The sequence below is a fragment of the Geodermatophilus sp. URMC 60 genome (genome assembly GCF_053502585.1).
On the sequence record NZ_CP199958.1, the window covers coordinates 2,151,022 to 2,169,749 of the forward strand.

The 18,728-nt window shown below is 74.5% G+C and carries 21 protein-coding genes; 6 read left to right on the plus strand and 15 right to left on the minus strand.

Annotated features, from left to right (window positions below; translation table 11 throughout):
* Positions 1-24: 24 nt before the first annotated feature.
* Complete coding sequence (locus ACWIX3_RS10390; RefSeq protein WP_448611994.1) at positions 25-1,110, plus strand: EAL domain-containing protein; 1,086 nt, start codon at positions 25-27, stop codon at positions 1,108-1,110.
* On the opposite strand, the gene ACWIX3_RS10395 is transcribed toward ACWIX3_RS10390, so the two are convergent.
* Positions 1,088-1,669 (minus strand): histidine phosphatase family protein, encoded by a 582-nt coding sequence (locus ACWIX3_RS10395; protein ID WP_448611995.1) that lies wholly within the window; start codon positions 1,667-1,669, stop codon positions 1,088-1,090. The two genes, ACWIX3_RS10390 and ACWIX3_RS10395, sit on opposite strands and share 23 nt — an antisense overlap.
* Before the next feature lie 114 nt (positions 1,670-1,783).
* On the opposite strand from ACWIX3_RS10395, the gene ACWIX3_RS10400 reads away from it, so the two are divergent.
* Entirely contained in the window at positions 1,784-2,638 is an 855-nt protein-coding gene (locus ACWIX3_RS10400) for an aldo/keto reductase (protein WP_448611996.1), read from the plus strand.
* A gap of 134 nt (positions 2,639-2,772) precedes the next feature.
* Here ACWIX3_RS10400 and ACWIX3_RS10405 read toward each other — a convergent pair whose 3' ends face one another.
* On the minus strand, positions 2,773-3,252 hold the full coding sequence (locus ACWIX3_RS10405; protein WP_448611997.1) for an STAS domain-containing protein: 480 nt from the start codon (positions 3,250-3,252) through the stop codon (positions 2,773-2,775).
* Between the two features lie 166 nt (positions 3,253-3,418).
* Here ACWIX3_RS10405 and ACWIX3_RS10410 point away from each other — a divergent pair, with 166 nt between their 5' ends.
* Positions 3,419-4,573, plus strand: a complete 1,155-nt coding sequence (locus tag ACWIX3_RS10410) for an acyl-CoA dehydrogenase family protein (RefSeq protein ID WP_448611998.1) — start codon at positions 3,419-3,421, stop codon at positions 4,571-4,573.
* A 201-nt stretch (positions 4,574-4,774) separates the two neighbouring features.
* Here the strand turns inward: ACWIX3_RS10410 and ACWIX3_RS10415 are convergent, their stop codons facing one another.
* The 5 genes from ACWIX3_RS10415 to ACWIX3_RS10435 all read right to left on the minus strand — a co-directional run bounded on the left by ACWIX3_RS10415 (position 4,775) and on the right by ACWIX3_RS10435 (position 9,399).
* Positions 4,775-5,893 (minus strand): NAD-dependent epimerase/dehydratase family protein, encoded by a 1,119-nt coding sequence (locus ACWIX3_RS10415; protein WP_448611999.1) that lies wholly within the window; start codon positions 5,891-5,893, stop codon positions 4,775-4,777.
* Complete coding sequence (locus tag ACWIX3_RS10420) at positions 5,886-7,175, minus strand: MFS transporter (protein WP_448612000.1); 1,290 nt, start codon at positions 7,173-7,175, stop codon at positions 5,886-5,888. The genes ACWIX3_RS10415 and ACWIX3_RS10420 overlap by 8 nt, the downstream gene beginning before the upstream one ends.
* A complete protein-coding gene (locus ACWIX3_RS10425) occupies positions 7,172-7,756 on the minus strand; it encodes a helix-turn-helix domain-containing protein (RefSeq protein ID WP_448612001.1) in 585 nt (194 codons plus the stop codon). The genes ACWIX3_RS10420 and ACWIX3_RS10425 overlap by 4 nt, the downstream gene beginning before the upstream one ends.
* Positions 7,757-7,832: 76 nt before the next feature.
* Positions 7,833-9,170: an MFS transporter gene (locus tag ACWIX3_RS10430; RefSeq protein ID WP_448612002.1), complete on the minus strand. Its 1,338-nt coding sequence runs from the start codon at positions 9,168-9,170 to the stop codon at positions 7,833-7,835.
* A 43-nt stretch (positions 9,171-9,213) separates the two neighbouring features.
* Entirely contained in the window at positions 9,214-9,399 is a 186-nt protein-coding gene (locus ACWIX3_RS10435; RefSeq protein WP_448612003.1) for a hypothetical protein, read from the minus strand.
* 88 nt (positions 9,400-9,487) lie between these two features.
* On the opposite strand from ACWIX3_RS10435, the gene ACWIX3_RS10440 reads away from it, so the two are divergent.
* Positions 9,488-9,886: a nuclear transport factor 2 family protein gene (locus ACWIX3_RS10440; RefSeq protein ID WP_448612004.1), complete on the plus strand. Its 399-nt coding sequence runs from the start codon at positions 9,488-9,490 to the stop codon at positions 9,884-9,886.
* Positions 9,887-9,999: 113 nt separating this feature from the next.
* Here the strand turns inward: ACWIX3_RS10440 and ACWIX3_RS10445 are convergent, their stop codons facing one another.
* The 8 genes from ACWIX3_RS10445 to paaA form a co-directional block, all read right to left on the minus strand.
* Positions 10,000-11,346, minus strand: coding sequence for an MFS transporter (locus ACWIX3_RS10445; RefSeq protein WP_448612005.1), 1,347 nt, complete (start codon positions 11,344-11,346; stop codon positions 10,000-10,002).
* A gap of 337 nt (positions 11,347-11,683) precedes the next feature.
* Positions 11,684-12,130 carry a thioesterase family protein gene (locus ACWIX3_RS10450; protein ID WP_448612006.1) on the minus strand — a complete coding sequence of 149 codons (447 nt, stop codon included), beginning with the start codon at positions 12,128-12,130 and terminating at the stop codon, positions 11,684-11,686.
* Complete coding sequence (locus ACWIX3_RS10455) at positions 12,127-12,489, minus strand: enoyl-CoA hydratase-related protein (protein ID WP_448612007.1); 363 nt, start codon at positions 12,487-12,489, stop codon at positions 12,127-12,129. The genes ACWIX3_RS10450 and ACWIX3_RS10455 overlap by 4 nt, the downstream gene beginning before the upstream one ends.
* Positions 12,490-12,494: 5 nt before the next feature.
* Entirely contained in the window at positions 12,495-13,589 is a 1,095-nt protein-coding gene (gene paaE / locus ACWIX3_RS10460) for a 1,2-phenylacetyl-CoA epoxidase subunit PaaE (protein ID WP_448612008.1), read from the minus strand.
* A complete protein-coding gene (paaD, locus tag ACWIX3_RS10465; RefSeq protein WP_448612009.1) occupies positions 13,589-14,113 on the minus strand; it encodes a 1,2-phenylacetyl-CoA epoxidase subunit PaaD in 525 nt (174 codons plus the stop codon). Before paaD ends, paaE begins: the two co-directional genes overlap by 1 nt.
* Positions 14,110-15,018 carry a 1,2-phenylacetyl-CoA epoxidase subunit PaaC gene (paaC, locus tag ACWIX3_RS10470; protein WP_448612010.1) on the minus strand — a complete coding sequence of 303 codons (909 nt, stop codon included), beginning with the start codon at positions 15,016-15,018 and terminating at the stop codon, positions 14,110-14,112. Before paaC ends, paaD begins: the two co-directional genes overlap by 4 nt.
* A gap of 92 nt (positions 15,019-15,110) precedes the next feature.
* A complete protein-coding gene (gene paaB / locus ACWIX3_RS10475; protein WP_448612011.1) occupies positions 15,111-15,554 on the minus strand; it encodes a 1,2-phenylacetyl-CoA epoxidase subunit PaaB in 444 nt (147 codons plus the stop codon).
* Positions 15,551-16,516 (minus strand): 1,2-phenylacetyl-CoA epoxidase subunit PaaA, encoded by a 966-nt coding sequence (gene paaA, locus ACWIX3_RS10480; protein ID WP_448612012.1) that lies wholly within the window; start codon positions 16,514-16,516, stop codon positions 15,551-15,553. The genes paaB and paaA overlap by 4 nt, the downstream gene beginning before the upstream one ends.
* Positions 16,517-16,742: 226 nt before the next feature.
* Here paaA and paaK point away from each other — a divergent pair, with 226 nt between their 5' ends.
* The gene (paaK, locus tag ACWIX3_RS10485) at positions 16,743-18,083 is read left to right on the plus strand and encodes a phenylacetate--CoA ligase PaaK (protein ID WP_448612013.1); all 1,341 of its coding nucleotides are present in this window, start codon (positions 16,743-16,745) and stop codon (positions 18,081-18,083) included.
* On the plus strand, positions 18,080-18,709 hold the full coding sequence (locus ACWIX3_RS10490) for a TetR/AcrR family transcriptional regulator (protein ID WP_448612014.1): 630 nt from the start codon (positions 18,080-18,082) through the stop codon (positions 18,707-18,709). The genes paaK and ACWIX3_RS10490 overlap by 4 nt, the downstream gene beginning before the upstream one ends.
* The last annotated feature ends 19 nt before the right edge of the window (positions 18,710-18,728 follow it).

Below are 18,728 nucleotides of genomic sequence, written 5' to 3' on the forward strand. Positions count from 1 at the left end.
GCGCGCCTCGGTCATCCTCGTGCGGTGGCGAGCACCGACGGACGACTCCGGCGCCGGGAGTACTGGCACCTCCCCGCGCGAGCCACCCGGGTCCTGCTGGCGACCCCCGACGCGCACCTGCTGTCCGAGGTGGCGCGGATGGCGCGGGTCCTCGGGCTGGCGGTGTCGGCGTCCCCGGACCTGCTCGACCTCGACGACGAGGACGGCGGCCGCGGCGTCGACCGGCTGTTCCACCGGCTGGCCCGCGAGCTGACGACGGCGGAGGCCGAGGACCTGCGGGTGGCCACGGATCCGCCGGACGGGAGAGCGGCCCTGGCCGCGCGGCTGCTCACCGCCCCCACGCTCGCCGTGGAGCTGGCCCGCCGCGGCGTCACCGCGGACATCGGCCTGCTGGCAGAGGCGGAGCTGTGGTCGGTGTACCAGCCGATCGTCCGGCTGGCCGACGGGGCCGTGGTCGCGCAGGAGGCGCTGCTCCGCGGGACGGTCGACGGCCGGGAGGTCGGCGGGGAGGACCTCTTCTTCGTCGCGGAGTCCGCCGGCTGGCTGCCCCGGCTGGACCGCATCGGCCGCGAGTCGGCGATCACCGGCGCGGTGCCCTGGCTCGGGGACGCCGATCTCTTCGTCAACTCCGACCCGGCGTCGGTGCACCGGCCGCGGGTGGACCTGGCCGGCACCGCGCAGGCCCTGGAGGACGCCGGCATCGACCCGTCCCGGCTGGTCGTCGAGGTGGGCGAGGTCTCGGCGGTCAGGGACCGCGGGCACCTGCTGTCGGTGCTCGAGCACCACCGCTCGCGGGGCTGGCGGGTCGCGCTGGACGACGTCGCGGCGGGCTGGTCGAGCCGTTCGCTGATGGCCACGGTCCGGCCCGACGTCGTCAAGCTGGGCCGGGCGCTGGTGCAGTCGCTGCCCGATGACGGTGCGCGCACGATGGTCCGCTCGGTCGTCGACCTCGCGCACGCCCTCGGCGCCCAGGTCGTGGCCGAGGGCGTGGAGACGGAGCGGATCGCCGACGAGGTCACCCGGCTCGGCGCCGACCTCGGTCAGGGTTGGCTGTTCGGCCGGCCCGTCCCGCCGCCGGCCGCGCGGGTCAGTGCAGGCCCCAACCGGTGAGTGCCGGCCGGGCGTGCTCGTGCCCGAGGATGCCGTAGGAGCCGGCCGGTAGTGCGAAGAGGGCCCCCGCACCGGGCTCGAGCCGCAGCCAGCGGGCGGTGAGGATGCGCAGCACGTGCCCGTGCGCGACCAGCGCGACGTCGCCGTCCTCGAGCAGCGGCCGCGCGCGGTCGAGCACCCGGTCCACCCGCACGCCGACGTCCTGCAGGGTCTCGCCGGGCGTCTCCCCGGGGACGGTGCCGTCGACCCACACCGACCAGGTGCGGCCCATCTCCTCGCTGATCTCGGCCGTCGTCCGGCCCTCGTAGCCGCCGTAGTCGAGCTCCACGAGGTCCTCGTCGGTACCGGTGGGGACGAGCCCCGCCAGCTCGGCGGTCCGCCGGGCCCGCAGCCGGGGGCTCACCCAGACCGCGGCGAACCGGCGGTCCCCGAACGTGCCGCGCAGCCGGCGGGCCTGGTCCTCGCCCTCGGGGAGCAGCGGCAGGTCCGTGACGCTGGTGTGCTGGCCGCTGAGGCTCCACTCGGTCTGCCCGTGCCGCAGCACGACGATCTCGCCCATGGCCCCTCCTCGCTGTGTCGGCGGTCACATCCTGGAAGAGCAACGCCCGCTGCGGGTGCTGCCGCGGACGGCAGACCCCGTGGCACCGGCCGCGGGCCGACCCCTGGAGGCAGCATGACCGCCGTCGCGCCCAGCGACACCTTCTCGATCGGCGGGGACCTGCCCGTCCACCGCCTCGGCTACGGGGCCATGCAGCTGCCCGGCCCCGGCGTGTGGGGCGAGCCGGCCGACCCGGAGAACGCCCGCCGGGTGCTCCGCGCCGCCGTCGAGCAGGGCGTGGACTTCATCGACACCGCCGACTCCTACGGCCCGGTGGTCAGCGAGCGGCTGATCGCCGAGGCGCTGCACCCGTACCCGGAGGGCCTGGTCATCGCGACCAAGGCCGGCCTGACCCGGCAGGGCCCCGGCATCTGGACGCCGGTCGGCCGCCCGGCCTACCTCAAGCAGCAGGTGGAGCTGTCGCTGCGCACCCTGAGGCTGGAGCGCATCGACCTGATCCAGCTGCACCGCATCGACGCCGAGGTGCCGCTGGCCGACCAGCTCGGCGCCTTCAAGGAGCTGCAGGACGAGGGCAAGGTCCGCCACATCGGCATCTCCGAGGTCTCCGTGGCCGAGCTGGAGCAGGCCCGCTCGATCGTCGAGATCGTCAGCGTCCAGAACCTCTACAACCTGACCAACCGGCAGTCGCAGGACGTCCTGGACCACGCCACCGAGCACGGCATCGCCTTCATCCCGTGGTTCCCGATCGCCACCGGTGACCTGGCCGCGCCGGACAGTCCGGTCGCCGACATCGCCCGGGAGCTCGACGCGACGCCGTCCCAGGTGGCGCTGGCCTGGCTGCTGCACGAGTCGCCGGTCGTGCTGCCGATCCCCGGGACCAAGTCCGTCGAGCACCTCACGGAGAACCTGGGCGCGGCCCGGCTGCGCCTCTCGGACGAGGACATGGCCCGGCTCGACGCGCTGGCCTAGAGGGGGATCCGCCGGAGTGGCCCCGTCCCGGGTCCCGCCCTGAGCTCTGGTGGCGGCCCACGTGCAGGTCCCGCCGCGAGCTCGCGGGTGGCGGGGGGCAAGGGGGTCCTCCAAGGGGAGGACGGGGTCCTTCTTCAGCGCCAGCGGCGCAGCGTCCCCGGGCGCACCCGTCGCCGGAGCGGCCGCTCCTCGGCGCGCCGCGCGGGCCGTCCCTGGTACGGCGGAGCCGCGCGGCGCGCCGGGGACGGCGTCCGCGGCCCGGGCAGCGGGGCGGTGGGGCGCGGGTCGACCTCGTCCACGGGCCCGTCGAGCTCCAGCCGGTCGCCGAGACCGGCCGAGCGGACCAGCCGTCGGGTGGCCGCGGGCGCGCCCACCACCCGGCAGCTCCGGCCGACGGGGATCAGTGCGTCGGAGAACAGGGCCAGGAGGCGCAGGCCGGAGGAGTCGCGGAACCGGGCGCCGGCGACGTCCACGACGACGGCTCCGCGCCCGGCCACGGCGGCCTCCTGCAGAGCCCGGTCGAGCCGTCCGGCGGCGGGGGCGTCGACGTCACCGGTCAGCCGGACGACGACCTGGTCCGGCCCGCGGACCACGGCGATCTGCAGGTGCGGCACGGGTACTCCGACAGGTGGTGCGCACCGCCGCGGTCTCGGGCGGTACACCGACGCTAACGCCCCGACGACGGTGACGACAAACGGTGCTCGGCTGATTGCGCAGTGCGCTGGGCGTGTCGCCGGGACCCGCCGCGCAGCCGGACGGGGAGCGCGGCACCATGGCGGCGTGGACGCCGAGGACTTCCGCCAGGTCAGGGACGCCGTCCGGCAGCTCGTGCGGGAGGTCGTCGTCCCGCTCGAGGAACGGATCGAGGACGAGGACGGCATCCCCGACGAGCTGCGCGCCCGGGCCGCCGAGATGGGCCTGTTCGGGTACGCGCTGCCCGAGGAGCACGGTGGCCTGGGCGTCACGATGGCCGAGGACGTCGAGCTGGCCTTCGAGTTCGGCTACACCACCCCCGCGTTCCGCTCGCTGTTCGGCACCAACAACGGCATCGCCGGCCAGGTGATCGCGAAGTTCGGCAGCGACGAGCAGAGGAAGGCGCACCTGCCGCGGCTGGCCTCCGGGGAGCTGATCGGCTCGTTCGCGCTCACCGAGGCCGAGGCCGGCTCCGATCCCGCGGGGCTGCGCACCACCGCCCGCCGCGACGGCGACGGCTGGGTGCTCAACGGGGCCAAGCGCTACATCACCAACGCGCCCATCGCCGACCTGTTCGTCGTCTTCGCCCGCAGCGACCCCGAGGAGAAGGGCGGGCGCGGCATCTCCAGCTTCGTCGTCGACGCCACCACGCCCGGGGTCACCGTCGGGCCCAAGGACAGGAAGATGGGCCAGGCCGGCGCCTGGACCGCCGAGGTCTTCCTCGACGACGTCCGGGTGCCCGCCGACGCGCTCATCGGCGAGGAGGGACGCGGCTACGCCAAGGCGCTGACCGTGCTCTCCCGCGGGCGGCTGCACATCGCCGCGCTCTGCGTCGGCATGGCGCAGCGGGTGCTCGACGAGTCGGTGGCCTACGCCGCGACCGCCAAACAGGGCGGCGCCCCCATCGGCCGGTTCCAACTGGTGCAGGCGCAGGTGGCCGACATGCACGCCGAGCTGCTGGCCGGGCGCGCGATGGTCCGCGACGTCGCGGCCCGCTACGACACCGGTGAGGACACCTCGATCGGGCCGTCGTCGGCGAAGCTCTTCTGCACGGAGATGGTCGGCCGGGCCGTCGACCGCGCGGTGCAGGTGCACGGCGGCCTGGGTTACCTGCGGACGACGCCGGTCGAGCGCTTCTACCGCGACGCCCGGCTCTACCGGCTCTACGAGGGCACCAGCGAGGTGCAGCGGGTGATCATCGGCGGCGGGCTGCTGCGCGACGCCGGCATGCCGCGTGGCTGAGCGAGGACCCTCCCGCCCTCGTGGCGCCCCGTCCGGAGGCTCGCCCCGAGCAGCCTGCGAGGGGTGAGGGGGACGGGGTCCTCCCACTGGTCGACGTCGCCGTCCGCACCGAGGTGCCGGCCGAGGAGCTGGGTGTTCGCGTCGGTGGACCGCTCGGTCGGCGCCTGGACGGCCCGCTGGCCGGCCCGGCGTCGGAGGCCCTCAGGAAGGGCGTGGTCCGGGCACGTTGGCCGGATCGCCGCCGGGGTCGCGCTCGGGCCCGCCGGCCGGCTGCAGCAGCGGGCCGGGCGCGCCCTCGCCGCGGCCGAGGGCGGCGACGAACTGCCGCAGCACCTCGTCCCCCGGGTGGGCCGGCGCCCAGTCCAGCAACCGGCGGGCGCGGGAGCTGTCCAGCGCCGGCGCCCGCAGGGCGAGGTCGAGCCAGCCGGGCTCGGTCGGGACGACGCGGGCGTGGAAGGCGGCTGACAGCGCCGTCCGCAGCGCGATCGCCGGCACCGGTACCCGCACCGTGCCCAGGGCGCGGGCGAGGGAGTCGGCGTCGAAGGTCGGCCCGGCGGCGAGGTTGAACGGTCCGGCAGCACGGCGGTCGAGCATCGCGACCAGGGCGTCGGCGACGTCGTCGGCGTGCACGAACTGCACCCGCAGCGACGGCAGGGGCAGCGGCAGCAGCCTGGCCACCTCGCCGGGCAGCAGGCGGGCGGCACCGAACAGCAGCGGCCCGAGGAAGTAGCGGCCGATCTCGCTGCTGGCCTCCGGCTGCAGCACCAGCGTCGGGCGCACCACGGTCAGCGTCGTCCCCTCGCGGGAACCGAACTGCTCACGGACGACCAGCTCGGCCTGGGACTTGTCGCGGCTGTACTGGGAGCTGGGGATGCCGGTGGCCGGCCAGTCCTCGGCGACCTCCCTGTCGCCGCCGCCGGCGGCGTAGGCGCCCAGCGAGGACAGGTGCACGAAGTGCTCGACGCCCGCGCCGGCGGCGGCGCGGGCCAGCCGGCGGGTGCCGTCGACGTTGACCCGGTGCAGCCGCTCGGGCTGCCGGCCCGGCTGGAGCGCCCAGGCCAGGTGGACGACGGCGTCGACGCCGTCGAGGAAGCGGGTGAGCTCGTGCTCGCTGCGGGTCTCGCCGAGGTCGGCCAGGTACCACCGGACGCCGTCGTAGGGCGCGAGCGAGGGCGGCTCCCGCCGGACCAGCCCGCGCACCTCGGCCACGCCGCTGCCGGGTGCGGTGAGCCGACGCAGCAGTGCCGTCCCCACGTTGCCGCTGGCGCCGGTGACGGCGACCTTCAGGCCCTGCAGGAGGTTCCGGGTGGGTTCAGCCATGTCCCGCCGCTACCCCCGGCGCGGCCGGTGTACCCGGGACCGGCGCCGCGGAGTGCCGCGGGCGCAGCCCGAGGGACACCAGCGCGACGAGCAGCAGCGCCCCGGCGGCGGCGAGGAAGCCGGCACCGGTACCCGCCGCCTCGGCCAGCCGCGTCAACCCCAGCGTGCCGCCGAGCGCGCCCACCTGGAGCGCCAGCGAGGACGCCGACAGAGCCGTGGCCCGCTGTCCGGCGCCCACCTGCCCGTGCAGCACCTGCTTCCACAGCGGCCAGGCCGCCGCGTTGGCCACGTGGAAGACGGCGAACAGGCTGCCCAGGGCGAGCGGCCCGGCGAGCGCCACCGCCGCGACGGCGAGCGCACCGAGCACGGCCAGGCCCGTGGTCGCGCCCGCCACCGAGCCGCGGGCCAGCCGTCGGACGGCCGGCGCCAGCAGGGCACCCAGCCCCGCCGCGGCGTACGAGACGGCCATGACGACACCGAAGACCGCGGCGCCCTCGGTGCGGCTGCCGGTGAGGTCGGCGACGTGCAGGGGGCCGAGCAGCTCCAGCGTGGTCAGCACGGCCCCGACCAGCAGCGAGACGGCAAGCACCCGCCGCAGCAGGCGGTCGCGCGCGACCAGCCGCGCGGTGTCGCGGACGACGGCGGGCACGGCGCGCATGCCGGCGCGCAGCGCAGCGGGGCCCGAGCCGCGGCGCGTGCCCAGGGGGACGACGAGGACCGCGACGGCCGCGACCGAGACGAGGGCGAGCGCCGCGGCCACCAGCACCGGCAGGACGAGCACCGCGTCGCCCGTGCCGTCGGCGAGCAGTGGCAGCAGCCCGCCGAGCGCGGCGCCCAGGCACAGGCCTGCTCCGTCGGCGGCGCCCGCCCGGGCCAGACCCGGGGTCACGTCGGCCGCGGCGTCCGCGGCGCGGACCGCGTCGACGTACCAGGCCTCCAGCGGCCCGGAGTCCAGCGCCCGCCCGACACCCTTGAGCGCCCAGGCCAGGGCGAAGGCCGCGGTGCTGTCGGCGACGGCCAGGAGGAGCAGCCCGGTGGTGGTGAGCAGGCCGGCGAGCACCAGCACCGGCCGGTGGCCGAGGGCGTCGGCCAGGCCGCCCGTGGGGAGCTCGAGGACCAGGACCACGGCGGAGTAGACGGCGAAGACGACCCCGATGTCGGCGGGGGACAACCCCCGGGCGGAGGCCAGCAGCACGGTCACCGGTGCGCTGAGCCCGACCGGCAGCCAGTGCAGCGCGGTGAGCCCGACGTAGCGGCGGGTGGCGGCGCGGACGCCGATCACGACGGGTACTCCGCGAGCCGGAAGACGTCGACCAGCACGTGCACCAGCGGCCGGCCGGGCTCCTCCCGCTCGGCGCGCCACCGCTCCACGACGCCGTTGAGCTCGTCGACCAGCGCCCGGGCCGCGGCGGGGGAGAGGTGCAGCGCCCAGTCGTTGAGCGAGGTCGTGTCCCGCCAGGCGTCGTCGAGCTGCTCGCGCTGCCCGGCGTGGGCGGCCAGCAGCCGGCGCTGGGTGGCCAGGTTCTGGTGGGTCAGCTCCTCGACCACCTCGCGCCCGCCGGGTTGGCCGACGACGTCCTCGGTGTTCCAGCGGGTGCTGCGGTGCAGGGCCCGCCACCACCGCTCGCGGCCGGTGCCCTCGCCGGGCACCTCCTCGACCAGGCCGAAACCGGCCAGCTGGCGCAGGTGGTAGCTGGTGCTGCCGCTGCTCTCGCCGAGCCGCTGACCGAGCCGGGAGGCGGTCGAGGGGCCCTCCGCGCGCAGCAGCGCCAGCAGCGTCGCGCGCAGCGGGTGGGCCAGTGCGCGCAGCGTGCGGGCGTCGCGGACGTCGACGGCCGGGGTCGGCGGGGTCTGCTCGGTCACGCCCTCGAGGCTAGGGTGCAAAGGAACCTTTGCAAAAGAACTTCTGCCTCCGAGGGCGGGTGGGGGAGCGGGCGGGTCAGGCGACAGGGGCCTCGAGCGACTCGCCGCGGCGCTCGGGCAGCGCCCAGCCGGCCAGCGCGGCGAGCACGAAGAAGGCGGCGAAGGTGCCGAACACCAGGCCGTTGCCGCCGGCGGACAGCAGCGGCGGCACGCACAGCGGTGCGGCGATCGAGGCGATCCGGCCGAAGCCGGCAGCGGCGCCGGCGCCGGTGGCGCGCAGTGCGGTCGGGTAGACCTCCGGCGTCACTGCGTAGACCGCACCCCAGGCGCCCAGGTTGAAGAACGACAGCACCATGCCGGTGACCAGGACGGCTGTGTCGCCGTCGGCCAGCGCGAACAGCCCGGCGCCGACCGCGGAGCCCACCAGGAACACCACGAGCGTCGGCCGTCGGCCCCAGCGCTCGATGAACAGCGCCGCGGCGGCGTAACCGGGCAGCTGGGCCAGCGTGATGAGCAGCGTGAAGCCGAAGGAGCGCACCAGCGAGAAGCCCGAGGCCACCAGCAGCGTGGGCAACCAGATGAAGGCGCCGTAGTAGGCGAAGTTGATGCCGAACCAGACGGTCCACAACGCCGCCGTCCGGCGCCGGGAGCCCGCCGCCCACAGCGCGCCCGGCCCCGGCGCCGGCACCGGGCGGGCCGGGGCCGACGGCACGGGCGGCACGCCGGCCGCCGACTCGAAGCGGCGCACCGCGGCCTCGGCCTCGTCGGTCCGGCCGCGCAGCTCCAGGAAGCGGACCGACTCGGGCAGCCCGCGGCGCACGACCACCGCGTACACCGCCGGGACGGCGCCCAGCGCGAGCGCCCACCGCCAGCCGGCGTCGCTGCCCGGGACGACGAGGTAGCCGATCAGCGCCGCCAGCAGCCAGCCGACCGCCCAGAACGCCTCCAGCGCCACCACCACGCGGCCGCGCACCCGGGCCGGGGCGTACTCGCTGACCAGCGTCGAGGCGACCGGCAGCTCGGCGCCCAGGCCCAGCCCGATGAGGAACCGGAACACCAGCAGCGAGGCCACCGACCACGCCAGCGCGGCGGCCCCGGTGGCCAGGCCGAACACCAGAAGGGTGAGCGCGAAGACCTGCCGCCGGCCGATCCGGTCGGCCAGCAGCCCGCCGAGCGTGGCGCCCAGCGCCATCCCGACGAAGCCGATCGAGCCGATCCAGGACAGCTCGGTCGGGGTCAGCGACCACTGGACGGCGAGCGCGGCCATCACGAAGGAGATGAGGCCGACGTCCATCGCGTCCAGCGCCCAGCCCAGGCCGGAGCCCACGACGAGCCGGCCGTGCTCGCGGGTGAACGGCAGCCGGTCGAGCCGCTGCGCGCGGCTCGCCGAGGTGGTGGTCGCGTCGGTGCTCACGGGCGGGCGCCTACCCCGGGCCGACGGCGGTCACGCGGTGCGGTCAGCCGTCCCCGTCCTGGTCGCCGCCCTCGACCTCCTCCTCGACCTCGTTGCCGGCGTCCTCGACCTCCTGCTCGACCCCGTCGTCCACGGTGTCGGAGCCGCACGCGGCGGTGGTGAACGAGGTCGCGGCGATGGCGACCCCGGCGGCGGCGAGGCGCCAGCGGCGGGTGCGGGTGGTCGTCACGGGGTCCTCCTGGAGGTCGTTCGCGGATGTGTCCCCGATGTGCCCGCGGGAGGCCCGCTCCATGCGAGCAGGGGCTACGGTCGCCGTCGTGATCGGACAGCTCGGGGTCGTCGAGGCCTGGCTGGACGCGGTGGACCGCGCCGACGCCGCGGCCGCCATGGCGCTGTGCGCGCCGGACGTCGAGGTGGTCGGGCCACGGGGCAGCGTGCGGGGCCGCGAGGTGCTGGGCCCGTGGATGGCCCGGGCGGGGTTCACCGCCCGCTCGCTGCGCTGGTTCTGCGGGGCCGGGGGCGCCGTCGTCGTCGAACAGGACGCCACCTGGGCCGACCCGGCGACGGGCGCCGGGCGGGGGCGGGCGGTCGTCGCGTCGCGGTTCCTCGTGGCCGACGGCGTCATCAGCCGCTTCCAGCGCCACGACGAGGGTCTGCCCGCCGCGCTCGCCGCTGCCGGGCTGGGGGACGCCGACGAGGTCACCGCGCGGGCCTGACCGGGGTCCCCGGGTCGTACCGGGCCGGCGCCATGACGGGTGGGTCGTCCGCGACCCGTGCGCCCGCGGACACGTCACCCGGCGAGGCCGCCGTGGTCCGGGGAGGGCGGCAGTCAGGGCCGCTGCCCCAGCTCCCCGGCCGCGTCCGGGTGCTCGCGCAGGTACTGCTCGTGGGCCTCGGCGACCCGCAGGTCGTTCCCCCTCGTCTCCCCGGCGACGGTCACCGCCACGAAGGAGACGACGCAGAGAGCCATGATGTAGATGCCGACCGACCCCGACCACCCGGTCGACTGCAGGAGGAGTTGAGCGATCATCGGGGCGAAGGCGCCCCCCAGGATCGCCCCGAGCGCGTAGCCGATGGACACGCCGGAGTAGCGGACCGCGACGGGGAACATCTCCGCGTACATGGCCGACATCGGCCCGTAGGAGAGCCCGAGACCGACGGTCAGCAGGAAGAGCGCCACCCCGTACAGCCAGATGTTCCGGGTGTCGATGAGCAGGAACATGGGGATCATCCAGAGGAACACCAGGGCGTAGCCGATCTGGAAGGTGCGCACGCGGCCGATCCGGTCGGACAGCGCGCCGCCGTACATGGTGAAGACCAGCCAGCCGAACGAGGCCAGCGTGGTCGCCAGGAGCACCGACTCCCGCGGCATCTCCAGGGCCCCGGTGGCGTAGGCGATGAAGAACGCGATGAGCAGGTAACCGGCCGCGTTGTTCGCCACGAAGATGAGCGCGGTGAGGACGACCTCCCTGGTGTTGCGCCGGAAGAGGTCGCGCAGCGGAGCTGCCGACTCCTTCTTGCGCAGCCGCATCTCCTTGAAGACGGGGCTCTCCTCGACGGCACGCCGGATGAGGTAGCCGATGACGATGAGGACGACCGACAGCAGGAACGGGATCCGCCAGCCCCACGACTGGAACTGTTCCGGTGTCGTCACGGTGCTCAGGACCCACAGCACGCCCGTCGCGAGGATCATCCCGATCGGCACGCCGATCTGCGGGTACGCGCCGAAGAACCCGCGACGGCCGACCGGTGCGTGCTCGACGGACATCAGCGCCGCGCCGCCCCACTCCCCGCCCGCCGAGAAGCCCTGCAGGACCCGCAGGAGGACGAGCAGCGCCGGCGCGGCGATGCCGATCTGCCCGTAGGTCGGGAGCAGGCCGATCAGGGCGGTCGCGGCACCCATCAGCACGAGGGTGAACACGAGCATCCTCTTGCGGCCCAGCCGGTCGCCGAAGCGCCCGGCGACGATGGCGCCCAGGGGGCGGAACAGGAAGCTGATCCCGATGGTCGCGAGTGAGATGACCGTGGCGAGCCCGGGCGAGTCCTCGCTCACGGGCGCCAGGAAGAGCGGCGCCAGGACCAGGCCGGCCGCCTGGGCGTAGATGAAGAAGTCGTACCACTCGATGGTGGTGCCGGCGAGGGTGCCCGCGAGGACCTTGCGTTCCTCGGAGCTCATCCGCTGACGGGTGGGCGGTGCGGTGGCCGTTCGAGCCGACATCGGGACCCCAGGAGTGCGACCGGGCTGTTGCTGACCGAAAGGTCAGTAATCGGACGGCGCCAAGGTATCGGGGTGTGGCGGTGGGCACAACGGCCCCCGGTGACGGTCCGTGTGGCGGCGTCCGCTCGACGCGCGTGCCGCGATCACACCCCTACGGCGTGGTCACCCGTGCCGACCTCCGACCAGGAGATCGCCGTGGCCGTCCCCCGGAGCCTCGCGCGACCGACAGCCCCGAGCTGCCCGTCCGCCGCTCGGGGAACGCCCGGTCGTCCCCCGACGCCCGACCGTGGCCGGGTCAGCCCGCGGCGCGCGAGGGGTCGCCCGGTCCGGCTCGGCCGAGGCGTTCGCGCGCCTCCCGCCCGATCCGCGCCTCCAGCGTCTCCAGCGGGAGCACGGCCTGGACGGTGGTTCCGCGTCCCAGTTCTCGGCCGTCGACGCCACTGGCGCTGCACTCGCAGATGAGCCGGTTCCCCCGCACCTCCACGCAGCGGGCCGTCACCCGGAGGGCGTCACCGACCCAGCTGGGACCGAGGTGCTCGACCGACACCGACCGCCCGATGCCGGCCTCACCCGGTTCGAGGTACTGGAGCAGCAGCTTCCGTCCGGCCTCCTCGAAGTGCTTGGCCATCGAGTAGGTCGCGTACACCGGGTGGACGGGACCCAGCTCGTCGAAGCGGACGGTCATGTCCGGCGCCACCACCACGTCGAGGACCGCCGACTCGCCGACGGGGACGGGTCTCATGCGGGCACCCAGGGGGCGGGCCGCTTCTCGCGGGAGGCGGTGATGCCCTCCTGGCCCTCCTCCCCGGCGAAGAAGCGCGCCGACGAGGTCAGCAGCTCCGGGAACTCCTCGGCCAGGGGTCCGGTGCGCACTGCGCGCAGCAGCCGTTCGGTCCCGGCCAGGTCCATCCCCGAGCAGAACGCCCGCCCGGTGCGGTCGAGCACGACGACCCGCACGGGGTCGTCGGTGATCGCCTCGGTCGGCGCCGAGCGCAGCTGGGCGCGCACCGCCCGCGGGAGCGCGTTGCGGTTGGCGGCGGAGTCGAGCGTCAGCGTGGCGACCCCGCGCCGACGCTCCACCTGCAGGACCCGGTCGCTCATCGACGTCAGGCGTCGAAGTCGACGGTGACGGCGTCGGAGAGGGGCACCGTCTGGCAGGTCAGCACGTAGCCGGCCTCGACCTCCTTGGGCTCGAGGGCGTAGTTGCGCCGCATCTCGACCTCCCCGTCGGTGACCCGCGCCCGGCAGGTGCCGCACACCCCGCCCTTGCAGGCGAACGGCAGATCCGAGCGCACCCGCTGGGCGGAGTCGAGCACGCTCTCGTCCTTGGGGAGGGCCAGCGTGGTGGAGCGGCCGTCGAGGACGACGGTGACCTGGCTGCTGGGACCGGTGACGGTCTGATCGTCGCCGCGGACCGGCTGCGGCGGGACGTCGTCGACGTAGAACAGCTCCTGGTGCACCTTCTCCGCAGGCACCCCGAGCTCGGCGAGGAGGTCCCGGGCGTCGCTGACCATGCCGTGCGGACCGCACAGCCACCAGTGGTCGACGCGCTCGGCCTCGACCAGGTTCTCGACCAGGGCGCGCAGGCGGGCGCCGTCGAGCCGCCCGCTGGTCAGTTCCGCGTCGCGCGGCTCGCGGGAGAGCACGTGCACCAGCTGCAGGCGGGTGCCGTAGGCGTCCTTCAGGTCGGCGAGCTCGTCGGCGAACATCACCGTGCTGGTGCGCCGGTTGCCGTAGAAGACGGTCACGGTGGACTCGCCGTCGCGCAGCACGCTGGCCGCCAGCGACAGCGCGGGGGTGATGCCCGAGCCGGCGACGACGAAGACGTGGTCGGCCGGCGTCGACAGGTCGGCGGTGAAGGTGCCCGACGGTGGCAGCACCTCGATCGCGTCGCCGGGCTTCACCTCGTGCACCAGGTAGGAGGAGAAGAAGCCCCCGGGGACCTCGCGGACGCCGACCCGTGGCGCGGCTCCCACCGGCGCGCAGATGGAGTAGGAGCGGCGCTCGTCCCGGTCCCCGTCGATCCGGCGCAACGTGAGCGCCTGGCCGGGCTTGAAGCGGTAGTCCTCGGCCAGCTCGTCGGGGACGTCGAAGGTGACCGCGACCGCGTCGTCGGTGAGCCGCTCGACCTCGGCCACCGTGAGCCGGTGGAACTGCGGTCGCCGCCGGGGACGGGCGGGGGCCTCGGCGGGCGCGGTCATCAGATCTCCTTGAAGTGCTCGAACGGCTCGCCGCAGCTGCGGCAGCGGCGCAGGGCCTTGCAGGCGGTGGCGCTGAACTCGCTCTGCTCCACGGTGTCGGGGGAGCCGCACTGCGGGCAGGCGGCGGTGCGGCGGGTGGGTCCGAGCTGCAGCGGGACGGGGCCGGGGGAGTGGACCGGTGCGGTCCCGGGCGGGGCGATGCCGCCGGCGGCGAGCTTGCGGCGGCCGTCCTCGCTGATCCAGTCGCTGGTCCACGCCGGGGAGAGCACCGTGCGGACGTCGACGTCGGGGAAGCCCGCCGTGTGCAGGGCGTGCAGCAGGTCCGCGCGCATGACGCCCATGGCCGGGCAACCGGAGTAGGTGGGCGTGATCTCGACGACGACGGTGCCGTCGTCCTCCGTGCGGACGTCGCGCAGCACGCCGAGGTCGGCGAGGGTCAGCATCGGCAGTTCGGGGTCGGTGACCGTCTCGGCCACGGCCCGGGCACCGGTCCGGGTGGCCCGCTGCAGGGTCACGGCGGTCACCAGGTCGCCGCCGGGTGCTGCCGGGCCAGCCCCTGCAGGGTGTCGAGCAGCTCGGTCAACTCCGGTCCGTGCTCCCCGAGACGGCCCCGGGGCGCGGTGTCGGCGGGCCACCCCGGCACGGAGAGCGTGGCCCGTTCGAGCACCTGGGTCAGCACGTCGCGCACCTCGTCACGGACGCCGGCCGGGTCGACGGCGACACCGGCCGCGGCCAGTCGGGTCTCGACCTCGGTCGCCGTGAACAGGTCGGCCAGCAGCGGCCACACCGCCTCGACGCCGTCCTGGGCGCGGCGGTGGGACTCCTCCGTGCCGTCGCCCAGGCGCACCACCCAGCGTGCCGCGTGGTCACGGTGGTAGGTCAGCTCCTTGACGCCCTTGGCGGCTATCGCGGCGAGCACCGGGTCGCGGGAGTCGCGCAGCCGGGCGAAGACCGCGAGCCGGACCGAGGCCGCCACGAGCAGCCTGCTCATCGTCCGGGCGAAGTCGCCGTTCGGCGCCGCGACGAGCGCGGTGCTGCGGAACTCGTCGGCGTCGCGGAAGTAGGCGAGTGCGTCCTCGTCCGGGATCGAGTCGGTGGCCAGGCCGCGGGAGCGGCCGAGCACTCCGACGGAGCCGGCGCGGGCGAGCAGCAGCCGGGCCTGGCCGAGCAGGTCGAGGCCGATGTTGCCGATCGCGACCTCCTCCTCCAGCTCCGGCGCGTTGGTGATCCACTGCGTCAGCCGCTGCGCGAGCACGAGCGCGTCGTCGCCGAGCATCAGGCAGTAGGTGCCCAGGTCGTCGGGGTCGATGCCGTCGGGGACGGTGGTGTCCACCCCGGCCAGGGGCTCGTCGAAGCCGGTGCCGAAGGCCCAGTGCCCCTCGTCGCCGTGGGCGTTGGACAGGGCCTCGTAGACGGTCTCCTCGTGCACTCGAGAACGCTCCTTGCGTCTGGAACGGTGGACGGTGGCCCGCCTCCAGGGGCCCGCCGCGAGGAACGAGTGGCGGGGAGGAGGCGGGTCCTTCACATGTGCGGGACGTTCTCGGGGATCTCGTAGAAGGTCGGGTGGCGGTAGACCTTGTCGCCGCTGGGGGCGAACAGCGGGTCCTTCTCGTCGGGGCTCGACGCGGTGATGTCGGCGGCCTTGACCACCCAGATGCTCACGCCCTCGTTGCGCCGGGTGTAGAGGTCCCGTGCGGCGTCGATGGCCATCTCGTCGTCCGGGGCGTGCAGCGAGCCGACGTGCACGTGGTTGAGCCCGCGCTTGCCGCGGACGAACACCTCGTACAGCGGCCAGTCGCGCCTCACGGCCCGGCGGCGGGGCTCCACCGGCACTTCGGGGCCGGTCGGGATCGCGCCGTGCCCGCCCTCGGCGGTGACGGTGCCCGTCGGCTCGACCCCGCCCTCGTCCCGCTCCTCGGTCGCCGGCGCTCCCTGGGTCGTCGCCCTCGCGTCGGGGGAGCTCACGCGACGGCTCCCTCGTGCTTGCGGGCGTAGGCCGTGGCCGCCTCGGTCACCCAGGCGTTGTCGTCGCGGGCCGCGCGCCGGCGGGCGAGGCGGATGGCGTTCATCGGGCCCTGGCCGCCGACGACCCGCTTGAACTCCTCCCAGTCGAGCTTGCCGAACCGGTAGTGGCCGGTCTCGGGGTCGAACTCGAGCTCCGGGTCGGGGAACGTGACGCCGAGGACCTCGGCCTGCGGGACGGACATGTCGACGAACTTCTGCCGCAGCTCGTCGTTGGTGTGCCGCTTGATGCCCCAGGCCATCGACTGCGCGGTGTTGGGGCTGTGCTCGTCAGGGGGGCCGAACATCATCAGCGTCGGCCACCACCAGCGGTCGACGGCGTCCTGCACCATCGCCCGCTGCTCGTCGGTGCCGCGCATCATCGTCATCAGCAGCTCGTAGCCCTGCCGCTGGTGGAAGGACTCCTCCTTGCAGATGCGGATCATCGCCCGGGCGTAGGGCCCGTAGCTCGAACGGCACAGCGGCACCTGGTTGCAGATCGCCGCGCCGTCGACCAGCCAGCCGATGACGCCGACGTCGGCGTAGCTGAGCGTCGGGTAGTTGAAGATCGAGCTGTACTTCTGCTTCTGCTCGATGAGCTTGTCGGTCAGGTCGGCTCGGTCGGCGCCGAGGGTCTCCGCGGCCGAGTACAGGTACAGGCCGTGGCCGGCCTCGTCCTGCACCTTGGCCAGCAGCACCGACTTGCGCCGCAGGCTGGGGGCGGCCAGCAGCCAGTCACCCTCCGGCTGCATCCCGATGATCTCCGAGTGGGCGTGCTGCGCCACCTGCCGGACCAAGGTCTTGCGGTAGCCCTCCGGCATCCAGTCCCGCGGCTCGATCCGGTGGTCGGCGGCGATCGTGGCGTCGAACTGCTCCTGCAGCGCGGCCTCGTCGGGCGCGGGCCGTTCCAGGGTGGGCGCGGACATCTCGTCCCCTCGGTGGTGTGACGGCGACCGGTCATTTACTGACCGGATGGTCGGTAATCAGTGTGCACGACACCACCCCACCGCACAAGTCCCTTCCGGGAGGTTCCTGCAGGGCTTGACAGAGCGACCGGGGAGGGGTTGATTACCTGACCATCTGGTCGGTATTTGGGGCTTGTCCCGTCCGCCGACCGTCCGGCCACGACGCTGCACCACGGAGGCACCGGCCATGACGGCTGCGACGAGCGGGACCACGCGGCGCCTGGGGGCGCCGCCTGACGAGGCGCTCCTCGACCCGGTGGAGCGCATGTCCGTCGACGAGCTGCGCGCCCTCCAGCTGGAGCGGCTGCAGTGGACGTTGCGGCACGCCTACGAGAACGTGCCGCACTACCGGCAGGCCTTCGACGCCGCGGGCGTGCACCCCGCCGACTGCCGGGAGCTGTCGGACCTCGCGCGGTTCCCCACCACGAGCAAGGCCGACCTGCGGGACAACTACCCGTTCGGCATGTTCGCCGTCCCCCAGGAGCAGGTCCGGCGGGTGCACGCGTCCTCGGGCACGACCGGCCGGCCCACGGTGGTCGGCTACACCGAACGCGACCTCGACACCTGGGCCACCGTCATGGCCCGCTCCATCCGGGCGGCCGGCGGGCGGCCCGGCGACAAGGTGCACAACGCCTACGGGTACGGCCTGTTCACCGGCGGACTGGGTGCGCACTACGGCGCCGAGAAGCTGGGCTGCACCGTCATCCCGATCTCCGGCGGCATGACGCCGAGGCAGGTGCAGCTGATCACCGACTTCGAGCCGAGGGTGATCATGGTGACGCCGTCGTACATGCTCACCGTCATCGACGAGTTCGAGAAGCACGGCCTCGACCCCAGGGCCAGCTCCCTCGAGATCGGCATCTTCGGCGCCGAGCCGTGGACCGAGCAGATGCGCCGCGAGATGGAGGACCGGCTCGACATCCAGGCCGTCGACATCTACGGCCTCTCCGAGGTCATGGGCCCGGGCGTCGCGCAGGAGTGCGTGGAGACCAAGGACGGCCTGCACGTCTGGGAGGACCACTTCTACCCCGAGGTCATCGACCCGCTCACCGGCGAGGTGCTGCCCGAGGGAGAGCAGGGGGAGCTGGTCTTCACCTCGCTCACCAAGGAGGCCATGCCGGTCATCCGCTACCGCACCCGCGATCTCACCCGGCTCCTCCCGGGCACCGCCCGGCCCGGCATGCGGCGGATGGAGAAGATCACCGGCCGCACCGACGACATGATCATCCTGCGCGGGGTGAACCTCTTCCCCACGCAGATCGAGGAGATCGTCCTCCGGACCCCCGGTCTCTCCCCGCACTTCGCCCTGGAGCTGACCACGCGCGGCCGGATGGACCACCTCACCTGCCGGATCGAGGCGCGTCCCGACTGCCCGGCCGAGCGCCGGGCCGGCGCCGCGGCCGAGGTGGCCAAGGCGGTCAAGGACACGATCGGCACCAGCATCGAGGTGCTCGTCGTGGACCCGGAGACCCTGGCCCGGTCGATGGGCAAGCTCAAGCGGCTCTACGACAACCGGGACCGCGCGTGACGTCCACCGCCGACCCCGCCCGGACCCGGCGCGGCCGCCCGGGGCACTCGCTGGACTCGCTGCTGGACATCGCGGTCGCGGTGTTCAACGAGCGCGGCTACGACGCCACCAGCATGGACGAGCTGGCCACGCGGCTCGGCGTCACCAAGTCGGCGATCTACCACCACGTGTCCAGCAAGGTCGAGCTCCTGCGGCTGGCCCTCGACCGCGCGCTGGACGCCCTGTTCGCCGTCACCGAGGAACCAGGCGCCACCACCGGCCCCGCGATCGACCGGCTCGAGCACGTCGTCCGCGGGTCCGTGGGGGTGCTCGCGGCCGAGCTCCCGTTCGTCACGCTGCTCCTCCGGGTCCGGGGCAACTCACCGGTCGAACAGGAGGCCCTCCGGCGACGTCGTCAGTTCGACCGCGTCGTCACCGACCTGGTCCGGGCGGCGGAGGAGCAGGGAGACGTCCGCCCCGACGTCGACCCCGCCGTCACCAGCCGCCTGCTGTTCGGCACCGTCAACTCGCTGACCGAGTGGTACCGCCCGGACGGCGGCCTGTCCGCCGACGACCTCGCCGACGCGCTCGTCGCCACGACCTTCCAGGGCCTGCGCGCTCGGCCCGCATCGGCGCCACGGCCCTGACCCGATCCGCCCCTCCGCG

Coding starts and splice junctions, on each gene's coding strand:
- paaA (WP_448612012.1), bottom strand. CDS start 16,516: ATGTCCGCGCCCACCCTGGAACGGCCCGCGCCCGACGAGGCCGCGCTG.
- ACWIX3_RS10445 (WP_448612005.1), bottom strand. CDS start 11,346: ATGAGCTCCGAGGAACGCAAGGTCCTCGCGGGCACCCTCGCCGGCACC.
- ACWIX3_RS10450 (WP_448612006.1), bottom strand. CDS start 12,130: ATGAGACCCGTCCCCGTCGGCGAGTCGGCGGTCCTCGACGTGGTGGTG.
- paaK (WP_448612013.1), top strand. CDS start 16,743: ATGACGGCTGCGACGAGCGGGACCACGCGGCGCCTGGGGGCGCCGCCT.
- paaE (WP_448612008.1), bottom strand. CDS start 13,589: ATGACCGCGCCCGCCGAGGCCCCCGCCCGTCCCCGGCGGCGACCGCAG.
- ACWIX3_RS10455 (WP_448612007.1), bottom strand. CDS start 12,489: ATGAGCGACCGGGTCCTGCAGGTGGAGCGTCGGCGCGGGGTCGCCACG.
- ACWIX3_RS10395 (WP_448611995.1), bottom strand. CDS start 1,669: ATGGGCGAGATCGTCGTGCTGCGGCACGGGCAGACCGAGTGGAGCCTC.
- ACWIX3_RS10415 (WP_448611999.1), bottom strand. CDS start 5,893: ATGGCTGAACCCACCCGGAACCTCCTGCAGGGCCTGAAGGTCGCCGTC.
- ACWIX3_RS10400 (WP_448611996.1), top strand. CDS start 1,784: ATGACCGCCGTCGCGCCCAGCGACACCTTCTCGATCGGCGGGGACCTG.